The 15639-nt window shown below is 67.4% G+C and carries 17 protein-coding genes; 15 read left to right on the plus strand and 2 right to left on the minus strand.

From position 1 onward, the window contains the following. Positions 1 to 26 precede the first annotated feature (26 nt). On the plus strand, positions 27 to 662 hold the full coding sequence (locus tag AC1MDG_RS01280; protein ID WP_479806979.1) for a DedA family protein: 636 nt from the start codon (positions 27 to 29) through the stop codon (positions 660 to 662). Between the two features lie 75 nt (positions 663 to 737). Here the strand turns inward: AC1MDG_RS01280 and AC1MDG_RS01285 are convergent, their stop codons facing one another. Beyond that, positions 738 to 2345 carry an HNH endonuclease signature motif containing protein gene (locus AC1MDG_RS01285; RefSeq protein ID WP_479806981.1) on the minus strand — a complete coding sequence of 536 codons (1608 nt, stop codon included), beginning with the start codon at positions 2343 to 2345 and terminating at the stop codon, positions 738 to 740. 58 nt (positions 2346 to 2403) lie between these two features. Here AC1MDG_RS01285 and AC1MDG_RS01290 point away from each other — a divergent pair, with 58 nt between their 5' ends. The 12 genes from AC1MDG_RS01290 (at position 2404) to AC1MDG_RS01345 (ending at position 11626) form a co-directional block, all read left to right on the plus strand. After that, the gene (locus AC1MDG_RS01290) at positions 2404 to 2622 is read left to right on the plus strand and encodes a hypothetical protein (protein ID WP_479806983.1); all 219 of its coding nucleotides are present in this window, start codon (positions 2404 to 2406) and stop codon (positions 2620 to 2622) included. A 190-nt stretch (positions 2623 to 2812) separates the two neighbouring features. Continuing rightward, complete coding sequence (locus tag AC1MDG_RS01295; RefSeq protein WP_011690111.1) at positions 2813 to 3115, plus strand: DUF4193 domain-containing protein; 303 nt, start codon at positions 2813 to 2815, stop codon at positions 3113 to 3115. Between the two features lie 115 nt (positions 3116 to 3230). After that, on the plus strand, positions 3231 to 3533 hold the full coding sequence (locus tag AC1MDG_RS01300; protein WP_043477022.1) for an urease subunit gamma: 303 nt from the start codon (positions 3231 to 3233) through the stop codon (positions 3531 to 3533). A gap of 9 nt (positions 3534 to 3542) precedes the next feature. Then, positions 3543 to 3887 (plus strand): urease subunit beta, encoded by a 345-nt coding sequence (locus tag AC1MDG_RS01305; RefSeq protein ID WP_479806985.1) that lies wholly within the window; start codon positions 3543 to 3545, stop codon positions 3885 to 3887. Further along, entirely contained in the window at positions 3884 to 5614 is a 1731-nt protein-coding gene (gene ureC / locus AC1MDG_RS01310) for an urease subunit alpha (RefSeq protein WP_479806987.1), read from the plus strand. The genes AC1MDG_RS01305 and ureC overlap by 4 nt, the downstream gene beginning before the upstream one ends. A gap of 22 nt (positions 5615 to 5636) precedes the next feature. After that, a complete protein-coding gene (gene ureE, locus AC1MDG_RS01315; protein WP_479806989.1) occupies positions 5637 to 6122 on the plus strand; it encodes an urease accessory protein UreE in 486 nt (161 codons plus the stop codon). Further along, complete coding sequence (locus tag AC1MDG_RS01320) at positions 6103 to 6783, plus strand: urease accessory protein UreF (protein WP_479806991.1); 681 nt, start codon at positions 6103 to 6105, stop codon at positions 6781 to 6783. The genes ureE and AC1MDG_RS01320 overlap by 20 nt, the downstream gene beginning before the upstream one ends. A gap of 12 nt (positions 6784 to 6795) precedes the next feature. After that, entirely contained in the window at positions 6796 to 7413 is a 618-nt protein-coding gene (ureG, locus tag AC1MDG_RS01325) for an urease accessory protein UreG (RefSeq protein ID WP_479806992.1), read from the plus strand. Positions 7414 to 7502: 89 nt separating this feature from the next. Continuing rightward, entirely contained in the window at positions 7503 to 8333 is an 831-nt protein-coding gene (locus tag AC1MDG_RS01330) for an urease accessory protein UreD (RefSeq protein WP_479806994.1), read from the plus strand. Continuing rightward, positions 8333 to 9385, plus strand: coding sequence for a HoxN/HupN/NixA family nickel/cobalt transporter (locus tag AC1MDG_RS01335; RefSeq protein ID WP_479806996.1), 1053 nt, complete (start codon positions 8333 to 8335; stop codon positions 9383 to 9385). The genes AC1MDG_RS01330 and AC1MDG_RS01335 overlap by 1 nt, the downstream gene beginning before the upstream one ends. 56 nt (positions 9386 to 9441) lie before the next feature. After that, positions 9442 to 10026 (plus strand): HhH-GPD-type base excision DNA repair protein, encoded by a 585-nt coding sequence (locus AC1MDG_RS01340; RefSeq protein WP_479806998.1) that lies wholly within the window; start codon positions 9442 to 9444, stop codon positions 10024 to 10026. Positions 10027 to 10102: 76 nt separating this feature from the next. Continuing rightward, entirely contained in the window at positions 10103 to 11626 is a 1524-nt protein-coding gene (locus AC1MDG_RS01345; RefSeq protein WP_479807000.1) for an FAD-dependent oxidoreductase, read from the plus strand. Here the strand turns inward: AC1MDG_RS01345 and AC1MDG_RS01350 are convergent. After that, entirely contained in the window at positions 11619 to 12233 is a 615-nt protein-coding gene (locus tag AC1MDG_RS01350; RefSeq protein ID WP_479807001.1) for a TetR/AcrR family transcriptional regulator, read from the minus strand. The two genes, AC1MDG_RS01345 and AC1MDG_RS01350, sit on opposite strands and share 8 nt — an antisense overlap. A 155-nt stretch (positions 12234 to 12388) precedes the next feature. Here AC1MDG_RS01350 and AC1MDG_RS01355 point away from each other — a divergent pair, with 155 nt between their 5' ends. After that, the gene (locus tag AC1MDG_RS01355) at positions 12389 to 13846 is read left to right on the plus strand and encodes an APC family permease (RefSeq protein WP_479807003.1); all 1458 of its coding nucleotides are present in this window, start codon (positions 12389 to 12391) and stop codon (positions 13844 to 13846) included. Continuing rightward, entirely contained in the window at positions 13836 to 15479 is a 1644-nt protein-coding gene (locus AC1MDG_RS01360) for an amidohydrolase (RefSeq protein WP_479807005.1), read from the plus strand. The genes AC1MDG_RS01355 and AC1MDG_RS01360 overlap by 11 nt, the downstream gene beginning before the upstream one ends. Positions 15480 to 15639: the final 160 nt, after the last annotated feature.

Genomic DNA, 15639 nt, shown 5'->3' on the forward strand with positions numbered 1-15639 from the left:
CCGTCCCAACTGCCACACTGTTGCTGATGCAGGCATTCTTCGACGGACTCCTCAACGCCAGCCCGGTGCTGGTGGCGTGTGTTGTGTTCGCGCTCGTTTTCGCTGAGGACGCCCTCTTCATCGGCTTCGTCATTCCGGGCGAAACCGCGGCGGTGGTGGGAGGTGTGATCGCCGGCAAGGGTGGCTTCCCGCTCGCTGCGATGATTGCCGTCGTGGTCTCCGCCGCGATCCTGGGCGACACGGTGGGGTACGAAATCGGCAAGCACTTTGGCCCCCGGCTGATGTCACTCAGGATCTTTGACCGGAAACGCCACCAGCTGGAGAAGGCCCAGGAGTTCCTGAAGCGGCGGGGCGGCCCCGCCATCTTCCTTGGCCGGTTCACCGCTTTCTTCCGCGCCGTGATGCCGGCCCTGGCCGGGCTGAGCGACATGCCCTACCGGCGCTTCGCGCTGTGGAACATCACTGGCGGCGTGCTGTGGGGGAGCCTGTTCGTGACCCTCGGATACCTTGCCGGGAACTTGTACGACGAGGTGGCACACACCGCCGGAAGTGCCGCCGCCATCGTTGTAGCCGCAGTGGCAGTCGGCCTGCTGGTCACATGGCGGATCCGCCGGCACCGGCGGGCGACGGCGGCAGACAGCAGCGCGCGTCCACAACGGTGACCCCCAGGGCGGTGACTACTCACTAGGGGGTGACTACTCACTAGGGATGACGGGGCAGCAGAGGTAAGGCCGATCCTAGGCCGCGATGAAGAGGGCCCAGTCTGGGAAGGGGTCCGCGGGTAGTGGTGGCCCGGTCTCTCCGGGGCCGGGGGCGCCGGCAAGTACGTCCGGCCAGTCGTGCGGTTCCCAGTCCGGTTCCCGTTGGGGTGCCCACCCGGTGTCGTCGTCCGCGAGGCCGGGGCCGTCCCCGTGTCTGGCGTCGCCCGCGGCCCCGGGGCCGACCGGGTGGCCTTGGCCGCCTGCGGGCCTGGCGGCAGCGGAGGCACCGGCAAGTATTTCCGGCCAGTGTGGTGGTTCCCAGTCCTGTTGTTCGCTGGGGTAGGAGCGTCCGGCGGGTGAGATCCAGCCCGGTGGCTGGTCCCGGGTCGCGCCGATCGGTCTCCATGCTGTGGTGTGTTTGAGTCGGTGGTGCTTCCGGCAGGGCTGAGAGAGGTTGCTGACGCCGGTGCCGCCTCCCTCGGACCAAGCCAGCAGATGGTCCGCTTCGTTATCCAGGGAGGGGTTGTTGCAGCCGGGAAAAGGGCACCGGCCGTCCCGAAGCCGCAGCCATTGGCGCATCGCTTTCGGAACCGGGTAGCTGGTGCGTCCGATCTCCAGCGGCGCCCCGTTGCGCGGGTCGGTCAGCACCCGCAGGAACGATCCGGCACCGTCCGCGACCAGCCGGCGGGCCATGGACGGCGGAACGGGACCATACCCGTCCAGGATGGCCGGTTCCGTCCCGGCACCCAGGAGCGAGAACACCGGAACCGTCACCAACACCTGCGCCTTCGGCGACGGGGTACCGTCGGCCACCCCGGCCAGCAGCCAGTCCGCGGCGACGTCCGCACGGAGCTGGGTCAGGGTCCGGGACTCGGCCGGGCCCTGCAGGGCCCGCGCCGCGTCCGTGGCACGGGCCCACACACCCGCCGCCACCTCCGCAGTCACATAGGCCGAGAGCCAGGCCATGCCGTCCCGGTCCGGGACAAATTCCAGCCGACGGTCCGTCACGCCCTTGCGGTGGCGCGTTTCGATGCTGACCGGATGGTGCCGCTCACGCCAGCTGCGCGCCTTGGCCCGGAACCTGCCCGGCACCAGCTCCCCGGCCGGGCAGCCACGCGCAGCAAAAGGAGCCCCGGGGTCCAGGAAATGAGCCTCCAACGCAGCAGCCGCGGCGGGGTCCAGGCCGGATGTTTCATCACACATCACCCGGGCGTGCTGCCACGAAATACTCCCCGACCCCAGCGCGGACAGCGTCAGCGGCAACCCGGTGGTCAGGGCGGCTGACTCCGCCAACAACGCCGCCGCCGATCGTTCACTCACCGTCAGGACACAGGCGACCTCTGCCGTCACCGCCATTTCCCGGGCGGTGCGCTCCTGCGGGGAAACGGCCGGCGCCGCCAACGCCGCGGCCGCGGCCGCGTAACCGGCGGCGAAGTGCACCTTCACCGCGGCCAGCATGGCTTCCATGCCGCCGACCCCCGCCAGACCGTCCAGGCACGCGTCCGCCTCGTCCCGGAGAGGGTCAGCACCAGCAGAGCCCACGGCCCCGGCCCCGCGACCGGCCACGCGACCTGCAAAGCCAGCCAACACGGCAAGGGAAGCCGCCATGGCCTCCAACGTCTCCGCAACCACCCTGCCCTCCATACCCACAGCATGACAGCAGGCACCGACAATAAAGCGGCCTCAAAACGCGGCCTCAGAGTTGCCCCGGAACCGCAGCCGCAAGGGCCGCCACCGCCGTTGTTGCCGCAGGCGGCGGCATTCCTGGCCCTCCGGCTGGCCCTCCGCCGCCTCGCTGCGTGCCAACATCATCTCGGCGAATCCGGACTACAGTGTGGCCGCTCATTTCCAGCGCTACTTCGGCGTCGCCGGCGCGCGCCAGCTGTTTGCGCTTGCGGCCAACGGCGAAACCCTGGAATAAACACGCGTAGAATTGACTACCCGCTGGTGGTCAGGGACTCCACGGCAGCGCCCGCGGCCTGATTTTTCGCGCAGCGTGCCGCACATTACACCACTTCGACTTAGTTCGTGGTGGTGGAGCGGGAATAAGGGTGCGATGGTGTAGGTTGCATTCCCGTCAGACAAGAACATCAGAAAAGAGAAACACCCCAGTGGCAACCGATTACGACGAAGTACGATCCGACGTCAAGGAATCCCAGGAGAACTCCCTGGAGGCGCTCCAGTCCGCCAACGCCCCCGATGCGCGAAGCGTCGTCCGGGAACTGGATGAGACCGACGCCCTCGATGACGGCATGGTCCCCGGCGGGGAGTTCGTCGCCGAGGAACTGGTAGTCCAGGTCATCCCGCAGGCACAGGATGAATTCACCTGCTATTCCTGTTTCCTGGTCCGGCACCGGTCCCAGATCGCCCGCGAAAAGAACGGTCACGCCTATTGCGTTGAATGTGAAGGCTAAGGGCCTCCCTGCGGTCTCCCGCCGTCCCTGAAAACGGGAGAAGAGCCCCGGAAATCTCACGGAAATGTGACCGGCCTACTGTGGTTACATAAGCAGTACGTTGAAGGGATTTCCGATGCATCTGATGCCCCGTGAGCAGGAAAAGCTCATGATCGTGGTCGCCGCAGACCTAGCCCGCCGCCGCCAGGCCCGCGGCCTGAAGCTGAACTTCCCTGAATCCGTGGCGATCATCAGCTACGAACTGATCGAGGGCGCCCGGGACGGCCGCACGGTGGCGGAACTCATGAGCTACGGCACCACGCTGCTGACCCGCGACGACGTGATGGAGGGCGTGCCTGAAATGATCCACGACGTCCAGATCGAAGCAACGTTCCCGGACGGCACCAAGCTCGTCACTGTCCACGATCCGATCCGCTAGGGGCAGGCGATGATTCCAGGAGAGTACATTCTCGGGCCTGCGCCCGTGCTGGTTAACGCCGGACGCGAGGCGATCGACGTCGTCGTCGTTAACACCGGTGACCGGCCCGTGCAGGTGGGCTCGCACTACCACTTCGCTGAAGCGAACGCCGCCCTTGAGTTCGACCGCACGGCTGCCTACGGCCGCCGGCTGGACATCCCGGCCGGCACCGCGGCCCGGTTTGAGCCGGGGGACAGCAAGACCGTCCGGCTGATCGAACTGGCGGGCAGCCGCGAGGTGTACGGCCTCAGCAACGCCGTCAACGGCCCGCTGGCAACGGCCGGACAATCCGGAACGACGGAGGGTGCCAAGTGAGCTTCGAACTGACCCGCAGGCAGTACGCGGACATTTACGGCCCGACGACGGGTGACTCCATCCGCCTCGCGGACACCGAGTTGTTCCTTGAGATCGAAAAGGACCTCACCGTGTACGGCGAGGAAGTGGTGTTCGGCGGCGGAAAGGTAATCCGCGACGGCATGGGCCAGAACGGCCAGGTGACCCGGGAAGAAGACGTGCCGGACACCGTCATCACCAACGCCGTCATCCTGGACTACACCGGCATCTACAAGGCGGACGTGGCCATCAGGGACGGCCACATCTTCAAGATCGGCAAGGCCGGCAACCCGCAGATCACCGACGGCGTGGACATCGTGATCGGCGCCAGCACCGAAATCATCGCCGGGGAGCGGAAGATCCTCACCGCCGGCGGCGTGGACACGCATATCCACTTCATCTCCCCGGACCAGGTCCCCACCGCGCTCACCAGCGGCGTGACCACCATGGTGGGCGGCGGCACCGGGCCGGCGGAAGGCACCAAGGCCACCACCGTCACGCCCGGCAAATGGCACATCCAGCGGATGCTGCAGGCCACCGAGGGGATGCCCATCAACATCGGGCTGTTCGGCAAGGGTCACGCCTCCGCCGTCGAACCGCTGGCCGAACAGATCCGGGCCGGCGCCATCGGGCTCAAGGTGCACGAGGACTGGGGTTCCACCACGTCCTCGATCGACAACTCCTTGAAGGTGGCGGACGAATACGACGTCCAGGTGGCCATCCACACGGACACCCTCAACGAGTGCGGCTTCGTGGAGGACACCATCCGGGCCATTGCAGGCCGGGTGATCCACACCTTCCACACCGAGGGCGCCGGCGGCGGGCACGCCCCGGACATCATCAAGATCGCAGGTCTGCCCAACGTCCTGCCCGCCTCCACCAACCCCACGCTGCCTTACACGCGCAACACCATCGAAGAGCACCTGGACATGCTGATGGTGTGCCACCACCTCAACCCGGATATCCCGGAAGACGTGGCCTTCGCCGATTCCCGCATCCGCGCCGAAACCATCGCCGCGGAGGACGTCCTGCAGGATATGGGCATCTTCGCCATCACCTCCTCCGACTCCCAGGCCATGGGCCGGGTGGGCGAGGTGATCACCCGCACCTGGCAGGTGGCTGACAAGATGAAGAAGCAGCGCGGCGTGCTGAAGGATCCTGCAGGCGCTGCCCATGGATCCGAAGACAGCGACAACTTCCGGATCAAGCGCTACGTGGCGAAGTACACCATCAACGCCGCGATCGCGCAGGGCATGGTGGACTCCATCGGCTCGGTGGAGGAGGGCAAGTTCGCGGACCTGGTGCTCTGGGACCCCGCGTTCTTCGGAGTGAAGCCCGAACTGGTGCTCAAAGGCGGCCAGATCGCCTACGCACTGATGGGCGACGCCAACGCCTCCATCCCCACTCCGCAGCCGCGGACCATGCGCCCGATGTTTGCCGCGTTCGGCAAGGCGGTGCAGCAGTCCTCCATCACGTTCCTGTCCCAGGCCGCGATCGACGCCGGAGTTCCCGAGGAGCTGGGCCTGCAGAAGGTCATCCGGCCCGTGTCCGGGATCCGCACGCTGTCCAAGGCCGACCTCAAGTTCAACGACGCCACCCCGGACATCCAGGTGGACCCGGAAACGTACCAGGTGACCGTGGACGGCGAGGACGTCACCTGTGAGCCGTCGGACGTGCTGCCCATGGCCCAGCGCTACTTCCTCTTCTAACCTCCCGAGCACCGGAGCACCCGTGATTATCGAAAAGATCCTCGGCAACCTGCACGACCTCCCTGCCGCTGAGACCGCCGCCTTCGCCGGGCTGCACCAGGAGAAGGTGGTGCTGCCCAGCGCCCAGCTGGTGAAGCGCATCCAGCGCGTCACCACAGACCACGGCCAGGAGATCGGAATCCGGCTGCCGTCCGGATCCGGTGACCTCCGCGACGGCGACATCCTGCACGTGGCCGAATCCAACATGATCGTGGTGTCCGTGCTGCCCACCGACGTCCTGGTGGTGGCGCCCCGGACCATCCATGAAATGGGCGTGGTGGCGCACTCCCTGGGCAACCGGCACCTGCAGGCCCAGTTCTTCGATGCGTCCTCGGAGTACGGCGCCGAGGTGATGGTGTGCGCCTACGACCACACAGTGGAGGACTACCTCAAACACGTCGGCGTGCCCTACGACCGCCAGGAACGCGTCATGCCCGTCCCCTTCCGCCATGCCGAACACAGCCACTAGCTACCAGCTGGCGCTGCAGCAGCTCACCGACTCCGCCCTGCCTACCGGGGCGTTTGCGCACTCGCTGGGGTTTGAGACATACATTGAGCGCGGGCTGGTCCACGATGAGGCGAGCTTCGGGGTGTGGCTGAACGCGTTCATCGGGCAGCAGCTCACCTACTCCGACGGGCTGGCTATCCGGTTCCTCTATGAGGACGTTCCCGTGGCGGAGCTGGACTCGCTGCTCACCGCACAGCTCCTCCCGCGGCAGCTGCGGGAGGCCAGCACCAAGATGGGCACCCGGCTGCTCGAGATCGGCTCCGAGGTCTTCCCTTCCCAGGAGCTGGCGGAGTACCGGGCGCTGGTGACCACCGGCCGCGCCGCCGGTCACCAGCCGCTGGCGTTCGCCGTCGTCGCCCGTTCCCTGGGGGTACCGCTTACGGAGGCGCTGGCCGCGTACCTTTTCGCCGGGGTCACCTCACTGACCCAGAACGCCGTCCGCGCCATTCCGCTGGGGCAGAACGCCGGCCAGCGGCTGCTGCGGACAGCGTCCGACGGCGTCGCTGCCGCCGTCGAACGGATCGGCCGCCTGGCGCCGGACGACTTCGGGGCCGTCAGCCCCGGACTGGAAATTTCGCAGATGCGGCACGAGCGCCAACGTGCCCGCATGTTCATGAGCTAGCAGGAGGACACCATGTCTGAACCCATCAAGATCGGCATCGGCGGACCGGTAGGCGCCGGCAAGACGCAGCTCGTGGAGCGGCTGACCCGGCACATGAGCCGCGAAATCTCCATGGCCGCCATCACCAACGACATCTACACGATCGAGGACGCCAAGATCCTGGCCGCCAACGGCATCCTCCCCGAGGACCGGATCATCGGCGTCGAAACCGGCGGCTGCCCGCACACCGCCATCCGCGAGGACACGTCGATGAACACCGCGGCCATCGAGGAACTCAAGAAGCGCCACCCGGACCTGCAGGTCATCTTCGTCGAATCCGGCGGGGACAACCTCTCCGCCACGTTCAGCCCCGAGCTCGTCGATTTTTCGATCTACATCATCGACGTGGCCCAGGGCGAGAAGATCCCGCGCAAGGCCGGCCAGGGCATGATCAAGTCCGACCTCTTCATCATCAACAAAACGGACCTCGCCCCGCACGTCGGCGCCGACCTCGCCGTCATGGAGCGGGATTCAAAGGAATTCAGGGGCAACAAGCCGTTCTGCTTCACCAACCTGAAAACGGACGAAGGGCTGGACGCCGTCATCGAATGGGTGCGGCGCGACGTCCTGATGCTCGACCTGGCCCAATGAGCACGACGGCGGGATTTCGACAGGCTCAATCACCGGCGGTTGAGCCCGTCGAGACCCGGGGATTTAGACAGGCTCAATCACCGGCGCCGATGGGGGAGCTGGAGCTTGTCGTCGCTGCTCGGGGTGGCAAGTCGGTGGCCGCGCATCAGTACCATCGGGGCGCCTTGAGGATACTGCGGCCGCATTACCTGGATGACTCCGGGCAGGTTTGTTATGTCATGGTGAATCCGGGCGGGGCCTATCTTGGGGCCGATCTCTATGTGATTGACGTGGAGGTGGCGGACGGGGCGAGGCTCCTGCTGACCACGCAGTCGGCCACGAAGATCTACCGGACTCCCGGCTCCTTTGCCGAGCAGCGGATGACCCTGCGGCTGGGGGAGGGGGCGCAGCTGGAGCTGGCTCCGGACCAGCTGATCGCGTACCGGGAGGCCAGCTACCGGCAGAACACACGCATTACCGTGCGGCCGTCGTCGAGCCTGGTGATGGCTGAAGTGGTCACGCCGGGGTGGTCCCCCGACGGGGCGTCGTTCCGGTACGAGGAACTGCGGCTCCGCAACGAGGTCCGCGTGGAGACACCGGACGGTGCCGGACTGCTGGCCCTGGACAACCTGCTGGTCCGGCCGCCCCTCAACGATGTCACCGGCATGGGGTTCATGGAGGGCTACAGCCATCTGGGTTCGCTGGTGGTGGTGGACGCCCGCGTGGACCAGGCGCTCGCCGACGAGTTCCACGCGCTGACGGCCGGGCACGACGCCTGCACAGGGGTGTCGCTGACCGCATCCGTCGGCGGAACCACCGGCCTGGTGCTGCGGTCGCTTTCCAATTCCACGGAGGAACTCAACCGGCTGCTGGGCGCGTGCACCGCCCTGCTGCGGGACCGCTGGCACGGGCAGGCGCCCCTGAACCTGAGGAAGTATTGATGGCTACGCTCACCGGGGTCGCCGCGATGTACCGGGAACGGGAGCAGCTGCCGCTCCGGACCCGCCTGTTCTTCGCCTTTGGGGCGGTGGGAGCACTCCATCTTGCCGCCGTCGTATTTTTGCTGGCCGGTTCGGCGGGTGCCGCGCAACCGCTGGCGCTGGGGCTGGTGCTCACCGCCTACCTGGCCGGCGTCAAGCACAGCTACGACTGGGACCACCTCGCCGCGATCGACAATTCGACGCGGAAGTTCGTGGCCCAGCACAGGGACCCGGTGAGCGTGGGGTTCGCGTTCAGCCTGGGCCACAGTTCGGTGGTGGTCCTGGCCGGGGTCCTGGTGGTGGGCGGCGCCGCGATAGTGGGCCAGTTCATGACCGAAGGGACCGCCGGGAACGTGGTGCTGGGACTGATCGGCAGCGGGGTTTCCGGGTTGTTCCTGCTGGCCATGGGACTGTTCAACGGCTCGGCGTTCCTGCGCGCCGTGCAGGTATACCGCAACGTGCAGGGCGGCGGGGCAGTGCGGGACGAAGACCTCGAGGCGACGGGTTTCGTGGCACGCCTGCTGGCCACGCCGCTGTCCAAGGTCCGGCGGCCGCGGAACATCTACGTGATCGGCTTCCTGTTCGGGCTGGGTTTCGATACGGCCACCACCATCGGGCTTTTGGTGATGACGACGGCGGCCTCCCTCGCCGGAGTCTCCCCGCTCGCGTTGCTGGCGCTGCCGCTGGCATTCACCGCGGCCATGACGCTCTGCGACACCACGAACGGTGTGGCCATGATGCGCATGTACCGGTCAGCCATCCATGATCCGCAGCGGAAGCTCGGTTTCAACGCCCTGATCGCCGGGATCTCGGCCGTGTCCGCACTGTTCATTTCAGCCATCACGCTGGGCGGATTCTTCAATGCGGCGTTTGGTTTGGAGGATCCCCTGACCACCTGGCTTGGCCGGGTGGACCTGGGCGAGGCCGGACTTCTGCTGGTGGCCGTCCTGCTGGCCGTGTGGGGCATTGCGGCGTGGCGGGAGCGGTGGAAGGGCCGCTCGCAGGTCGTCTAGCCCGATCCCGCGGGAGCCCCATGACGCAGGCCGGAGCGGGTGGCAGGATAGGACGCATGGAACTGCACATCACCGGGGACCCGGCTGCCGACAAACTACTCAGCGACGACGCGTTTGCACTGCTCACCGGAATGCTGCTTGACCAGCAGGTGACCATGGAGTCGGCGTTTGCCGGTCCCGAGAAGATCCGGACGCGCATCGGTTCCATGGACCCTGCGGCGATCGCCGGGTACGATCCGCAGGAATTCGTCGAGATGTTCAAGGAGCGCCCGGCCGTCCACCGGTTCCCCGGCTCCATGGCCGGACGCGTCCAGGCTCTCGCGGAGACCGTGCACCAGGAGTGGAACGGGGACGCCACAGCCATCTGGACCGAGGGCGACCCCGACGGCAAGGAAGTGCTCCGCCGGCTGAAGGCCCTGCCGGGATTCGGCGAGCAAAAGGCTAAGATCTTCCTCGCGCTGCTCGGGAAGCAGTGCGGCCTCAAAGCCGAAGGGTGGCGCGAAGCGGCCGGCCACTACGGCCAGGAGGACGCCTACCTGTCCGTGGCCGACATTGTGGATCCGGAGTCCCTGGTCAAGGTGCGCGCCAGCAAGCAGGCAGCCAAAGCTGCTGCCAAGGCCGCGAAAACCGCCGGGGACTGACCGGCCGGCATTGACCGCCCGGCGTCGGGAAGCGTACTAGTTGGGGAAGCCGACTACGTGGAAGGCGGGACCATCAGTGACTGAGCAGCTCGCAGGCAGGCCGGGTTCCCTGTGGGTGGCCAGCAGCGCACCGACCGGCTACGCCGCGCTCCGGGAGGGGATCGACGTCGATGTAACCGTGATCGGTGGCGGCATCGCGGGCCTCACCGCCGCACTGGCACTGAAACGTGCCGGCCAGACGGTGGCCGTGCTGGAGGCCGCCAGGGTGGGCACCGGAGTCACCGGGAACACCACCGGCAAGGTCACCTCGCTGCACCGGCTGGCCTACACCGAACTTGCCGCACATCACGGCGACGCGGCAGCCCGCTTCTACGGGCAGGCCAACGAGGCCGCGATCGAGCACATCGCCGGCACTGTGGCGGACGAAAGGATCGACTGCGGCTTCCGGCGGGTCTCCAACTACACCTACGCCGAATCGGAGCCTGCCCTTGCGCTGGTCCGGGAGGAGGCTGCGCTCGCCGGGAGGCTCGGGCTTCCGGCTTCCTTTACCACCGACGTGCCGCTGCCGTTCGACGTCCGCGGGGCGGTGCGCTTCGACAACCAGGCGCAGATCCACGCACTCAGGTACGTGCAAGGCCTGGCCCGCGCAGTGGACGGCGATGGCAGCTTTGTCTTCGAAGAGTCGCCAGCCACCGGCTTCCGGGACGGATCGCCGGCCGTCGTCGACACGGGGCGGCGCTCGGTCCGGGCGAAGGAAATCATCGTGGCGACCAACCTGCCGTTCGGGGACAACGGAATCTTCGCCGGGCGATGCTCGGCGCATCGCTCGTATATCGTTGCTGCCCGCTCCGTCCTGCCGCCGCAGGACGCCACCTTCGTTAGCGTTGACGAGCCGATGCGATCCATCCTGACCGTCAACGTGGAGGGCGTCAGCTATGTCCTTGCCGGCGGTGAGGGACACCCCGCCTCGGAGCAGGTTGACTCCGCCGAACGGTACCGCAGGCTCGCCGCTTTTGCCCGGGACCGCCTGGGTGCCGGCGAGATCGCCTTTCGCTGGTCCACCCAGGACGCCATGCCCGCCGACGGGCTGCCCTTCGTCGGCCGCCTGTCGCCGGACTTCCGGCACGTTCACGTGATCACGGGCCTGCGCAAATGGGGCCTGACCAATGGAACGGCCGCTGCGCTGATCCTCCGGGACACCCTCTGCGGGACGCACAACCCGGGGGCGGCCTTGTTTGACAGCACTCGGGCCGTCCGCGAGGAGGATGCGGTGCCGCCTGCAGGGGGTAGGCAGGGCGCCGCACAGCCGGAGGCACCTCTCCCGGAGGTACCTCTGAAAGCGCAGGATATCGCTCCGGGCCAAGGGAGAGTCTTGGACGTGGAGGGTGCAAAGACCGCCGTCTACGTCAGTCTTGCGGGTGAGGTCAGCGCCGTTTCGGCCGTTTGCACGCACCTGGGCTGCACCGTGGAGTTCAACCCGGCCGACGTGACCTGGGACTGCCCGTGCCACGGTTCCCGGTTCAGCACCGACGGCACCGTCATCCAGGGGCCTGCCATCCGGAACCTCGCGTCCAGCCCGGCACCGGCGGACCTTAGCTGAGCCCGGCCAGCTTCGTCCGGAGTCCGCCGATAATTACATCCAAGCCGAAGTCGAAGGCGTGCCCGCCCCGTTCCTCCGACGGTCCCGCATTGCCGAGTGCGCGCTTGAGGGTGGGGTAACCCTCCGCCGGCGGGTCCCAGACAACTTCCGGTGCCGCGAGGTCCAATGCGGCTCCCAGGGCAAAGCTGTCGATCGTGGAGATGGCCGCCACCACGTCCCGTCCCCGGAATCCTGCCGCCTCAAGGGCCAGCGCCAGGTCTTCGTAAAGTCCGATGACGTCCGGATCGGTGATCGTTTGCAGGACCAGGAGCGGTGCCAGCCGCGGGTGGCGCACGAACGCGTCCCGGTAGGCGCGGATCAGGACCCGCAGGGCCGCTTCCCAGTCGCCGTGGTCCACCGGCGGATACGGCTCTTCGGTGATGATCCGGTGGCGCAGGAGCTCCAGGATTTCGTCCCTGCCACTGACGTGGTTGTAGATGGAGGACTGGCTGACGCCGATCTTCTTCGCCAGTTTCGGGAAGCTGAAGTCGCCGCTCTCATCGACCAGCTCGAGGGCGGCCGTGGTGAGGGCCTCCATGGATATCAGCGGGAGGAGCGGGCGCCCCATGGGTTCTCCTGACTGCAGCTCTTGACGGTCAAGCCCAGCCTAGTCGGCGGGACCCGGCGACGCCGTTTTCGGAAAACTATTGTGCTCTGCGCCACACGCATTCATAATAAACGAAAGCCTTTCGTTTAGCAGGGCTTCCCAGAAAGGACGGACTAGTGCCGGATACCCAAACCAGACCACCGACGTCGTCCGCGGACGGCGCCCTCAAACGCAATGCCCTGGGAACGGGAGGCATTGCCTTCCTCGTCATCTCGGCAGCAGCCCCGCTCACCGTCATGGCAGGAGTGGCACCCGTAGCCATCGGCGTGGGCGGCATCGGCGCCCCGGCCGGCTACCTCATGGCGGGCATCGTGCTCACCCTCTTCGCGATCGGCTTTATGGCCATGACCCGCCACGTCAAGGCATCCGGCGGCTTCTACACGTACATCTCACTTGCCATGGGCAAGACCGTGGGACTGGCCTCCGCCATCCTGGCGATCGTCTCCTACAACTGCCTGCAGATCGGCGTCTACGGCCTCTTCGCCGTCCAGACCCACGACATGTTCAAGGTGCTGTTCGGGCTCGAGGTGCCCTGGCCGGCCATCGCGCTCGCCGCCGTCGCAGCCGTATGGTTCCTCGGCTACCGGGGGATCGACGTCGGCGCGAAGGTGCTCGGCGTGCTCCTGGTGGCCGAGACGGGCATCCTGGCCGTGATGGGAGCGGGCATCCTCGGCAGCGGCGGAGCCCACGGGATCAGCGTGGGGTCCTTCAGCCCGGAGAACGCGTTCGGTCCTGGCGTCCTGGCGATCCTTGGCATCTGCTTCGCCGCCTTCATGGGCTTCGAGTCCACCGTGCTGTACCGCTCCGAGGCCCGCAACCCGGACACATCCGTGCCGCGGGCCATGTACATCGCCGTCGGCTTTATGTCCGTGTTCTACGCCTTCATCGTCTGGACCGTCGTCCAGGCCTACGGCGAAGACCGCGCCGCCGAAGCCGCGGGTGAAATGGCCGGCGGGATGTTCTTCCAGACCATCAACCACTATGTGGGGCCGTGGGCGGAAGTGGTGATGTACGTCCTGATCGTCACCAGTGTCTACGCCTCGCAGCTCGCCTTCCACAACGCGATCAACCGTTACGTCTACATGCTGGCGCGCGACGGCGTCCTGCCCGCTTTCCTCGGCCGAACCCACGCCAGGTTCCAATCCCCGCACCGCGCAGGCCAGTTGCAGACCATCCTCGCCGCCGTGGTCATCGCCATCTGCGCCCTGCTCAACGCCGACCCCTACCAGCAGCTGCTGATCTGGGTGAACACGCCGGGGATCTTCGGCATTGTCGGGCTCCAGGGCCTGGTGTCAGTCGCAGCCTTCCTCTACCTGCGCCGGAATCCCGCCGCGGCGTCGCACAAACTCATGGTGCCGCTCAGCCTGGCCTCGGCCATCCTGCTCTTCGGCGTGGTGCTGCTGATCGGCCTGAACATCGAGCTGCTCACCTTCGCCGACGCGCTGACCAACACCATCCTCATCCTGGTGACGCCCCTCGTCTTCATCGCAGGGCTCCTGGCCGCCCGCTGGGTGCGCCGCCACCGTCCCGCGACCTTTGCACAGATTGGAAGCTTCGAAACCCATGAATCCTGACGTGATCATCCTCGCCGGCACCATCCACACGATGGATGGCAGGCCCGCCCAAAGTCCCGCGCCGCAGGCGGTGGCTGTCCAGGGCGGCATGATTGCCGCCGTCGGAAGCCGTTCGGATGCCGAGAGCTGGCCGGCAGCGGAGGTCATCGACTTCGGTGCCGCCGTGCTGACTCCCGGCCTGGTGGACTGCCACATCCACCCTGTCTTCGGCCTGGAACTGACGCGCGGCTGCGACCTTTCCGGCGCCACGGACCTTGCCGGGGTGCGCGCACTGTTGCGCACCGAAGCGGAGGCAGCTACGCCGGGGGACTGGGTGCGGGGCTGGGGCCTGGACCCCAATGTGTTCGGATCCGCCGTCCCCCACCGCGAGCTGATTGACGACGTCGTCTCCGGGCTGCCGTGCCTCATCCGCCTTTTCGACGGGCATTCCGCACTGGCCAGCTCCCGGGCACTCGAACTGGCGGGGGTCACCGGAGCACGGAAGTTCGACCAGGCCTCGGAAGTGGTCTGCGACCCCGGCGGCAGGCCCACGGGGCTCCTGCTGGAGGCCGCCGCCATCGAGCTGGTGGCGCAGCTGATGCCGGCGGAGTCCTTCGACGAGCGGAAGGCGAGGCTGGCGGAATTCTTCATGCAGTTCTCCCGGTCCGGGCTGGCCGGGGCGCACGTGATGGACTGCGGGGAGGGCTCACTGGAGCTCTTCCGGGCGCTCGAAGATGACCTGTATGGCGGCCTCCCGCTGCGCCTGCGGATCTCACCGTGGTGCATGCCGGGCAGCGGCGAGGAAGACTGGCGCCGGCTCGCGGAGCAGATCGGGGTGGGCGGAAAGCGATGGGAGGTGGCCGGCATCAAGCTGTTCGTTGACGGCACGGTGGACAACGGCACCGCGTGGCTGTTTGAACCCGATATCTACGGGGAGTCCGTGGCCCCGTTCTGGCCGCGCCCCGAGGAGTACGCGGCGGCGGTGCGTTTCTTCGCCGGCCGCGGGATCCCCACGGCCACACACGCGATCGGCGACGCCGGAGTGGCCGCGGTCCTGGATGCCTTCGAGTCGCTGCCTCCCGCGGTGCGGTCGGTTGGACCGGAAGCCGTGCACCGGGTCGAACACCTCGAAACAGTCCCGGACGCCCTGATTGAGAGGTTCTCCCGGGCGGGCCTGGTGGCAAGCATGCAGCCGTCGCACTGCACCCACTATTCCCGCGCCGACCAGTCGGACAACTGGTCCACGCGGCTGGGCACGGAGCGCGCGAACAACGGCTGGCGGTGCGCGGACCTCCGCGCGGCGGGAACCACCCTGGCGCTCGGCTCCGACTGGCCGATCGCGCCGTTCGAGCCGCTGCCCATCCTGGCGGACGCGCAATTACGACGGCGGGCCGGCCAGCCGGGCGAACAGCCGGTCGTTCCGGGCCAGGCACTCACTGCCTTGCAGGCGCTCGAAGGCTACACCTCGCATGCTGCCAAGGCTGCGGGGGAGTGGGCGGTTTCCGGGTCCGTCACCGTGGGCAAGCGCGCGGACTTCACAGTGTTCGACGTAGATCCGCTGTCGGTTGCCCCGGATGACCTGGCTGCCGCTCAGGTTCTGGCCACGTTCGTGGACGGACGTGTGCAGCACCTGGCGGTGGGGTCAGCCCGGTAGGACTCCGCCCGGGGCGACGGCGGACGCCGCCCGCCCTTAGGTGGCCGTGTCGTAGTCAAACCGCTCGACGACGGCGCTCCCGTTGGGCGCGGACACTCCGACGACGCGTCCGTGCAGGCAATCTCCAACTGCACGGTGCCCGTCGAGGCCGAGCCGGACG

This window comes from Arthrobacter sp. AIWTK1, assembly GCF_056680535.1.

What these genes read in the sequence shown, in the direction of transcription:
- AC1MDG_RS01280 (WP_479806979.1), top strand. Translation starts at nt 27, where the DNA reads ATGCAGGCATTCTTCGACGGACTCCTCAACGCCAGCCCGGTGCTGGTG.
- AC1MDG_RS01285 (WP_479806981.1), bottom strand. Translation starts at nt 2,345, where the DNA reads ATGGAGGGCAGGGTGGTTGCGGAGACGTTGGAGGCCATGGCGGCTTCC.
- AC1MDG_RS01300 (WP_043477022.1), top strand. Translation starts at nt 3,231, where the DNA reads ATGCATCTGATGCCCCGTGAGCAGGAAAAGCTCATGATCGTGGTCGCC.
- AC1MDG_RS01305 (WP_479806985.1), top strand. Translation starts at nt 3,543, where the DNA reads ATGATTCCAGGAGAGTACATTCTCGGGCCTGCGCCCGTGCTGGTTAAC.
- AC1MDG_RS01320 (WP_479806991.1), top strand. Translation starts at nt 6,103, where the DNA reads ATGCCGAACACAGCCACTAGCTACCAGCTGGCGCTGCAGCAGCTCACC.
- ureG (WP_479806992.1), top strand. Translation starts at nt 6,796, where the DNA reads ATGTCTGAACCCATCAAGATCGGCATCGGCGGACCGGTAGGCGCCGGC.
- AC1MDG_RS01330 (WP_479806994.1), top strand. Translation starts at nt 7,503, where the DNA reads ATGGGGGAGCTGGAGCTTGTCGTCGCTGCTCGGGGTGGCAAGTCGGTG.
- AC1MDG_RS01335 (WP_479806996.1), top strand. Translation starts at nt 8,333, where the DNA reads ATGGCTACGCTCACCGGGGTCGCCGCGATGTACCGGGAACGGGAGCAG.
- AC1MDG_RS01340 (WP_479806998.1), top strand. Translation starts at nt 9,442, where the DNA reads ATGGAACTGCACATCACCGGGGACCCGGCTGCCGACAAACTACTCAGC.
- AC1MDG_RS01350 (WP_479807001.1), bottom strand. Translation starts at nt 12,233, where the DNA reads ATGGGGCGCCCGCTCCTCCCGCTGATATCCATGGAGGCCCTCACCACG.
- AC1MDG_RS01360 (WP_479807005.1), top strand. Translation starts at nt 13,836, where the DNA reads ATGAATCCTGACGTGATCATCCTCGCCGGCACCATCCACACGATGGAT.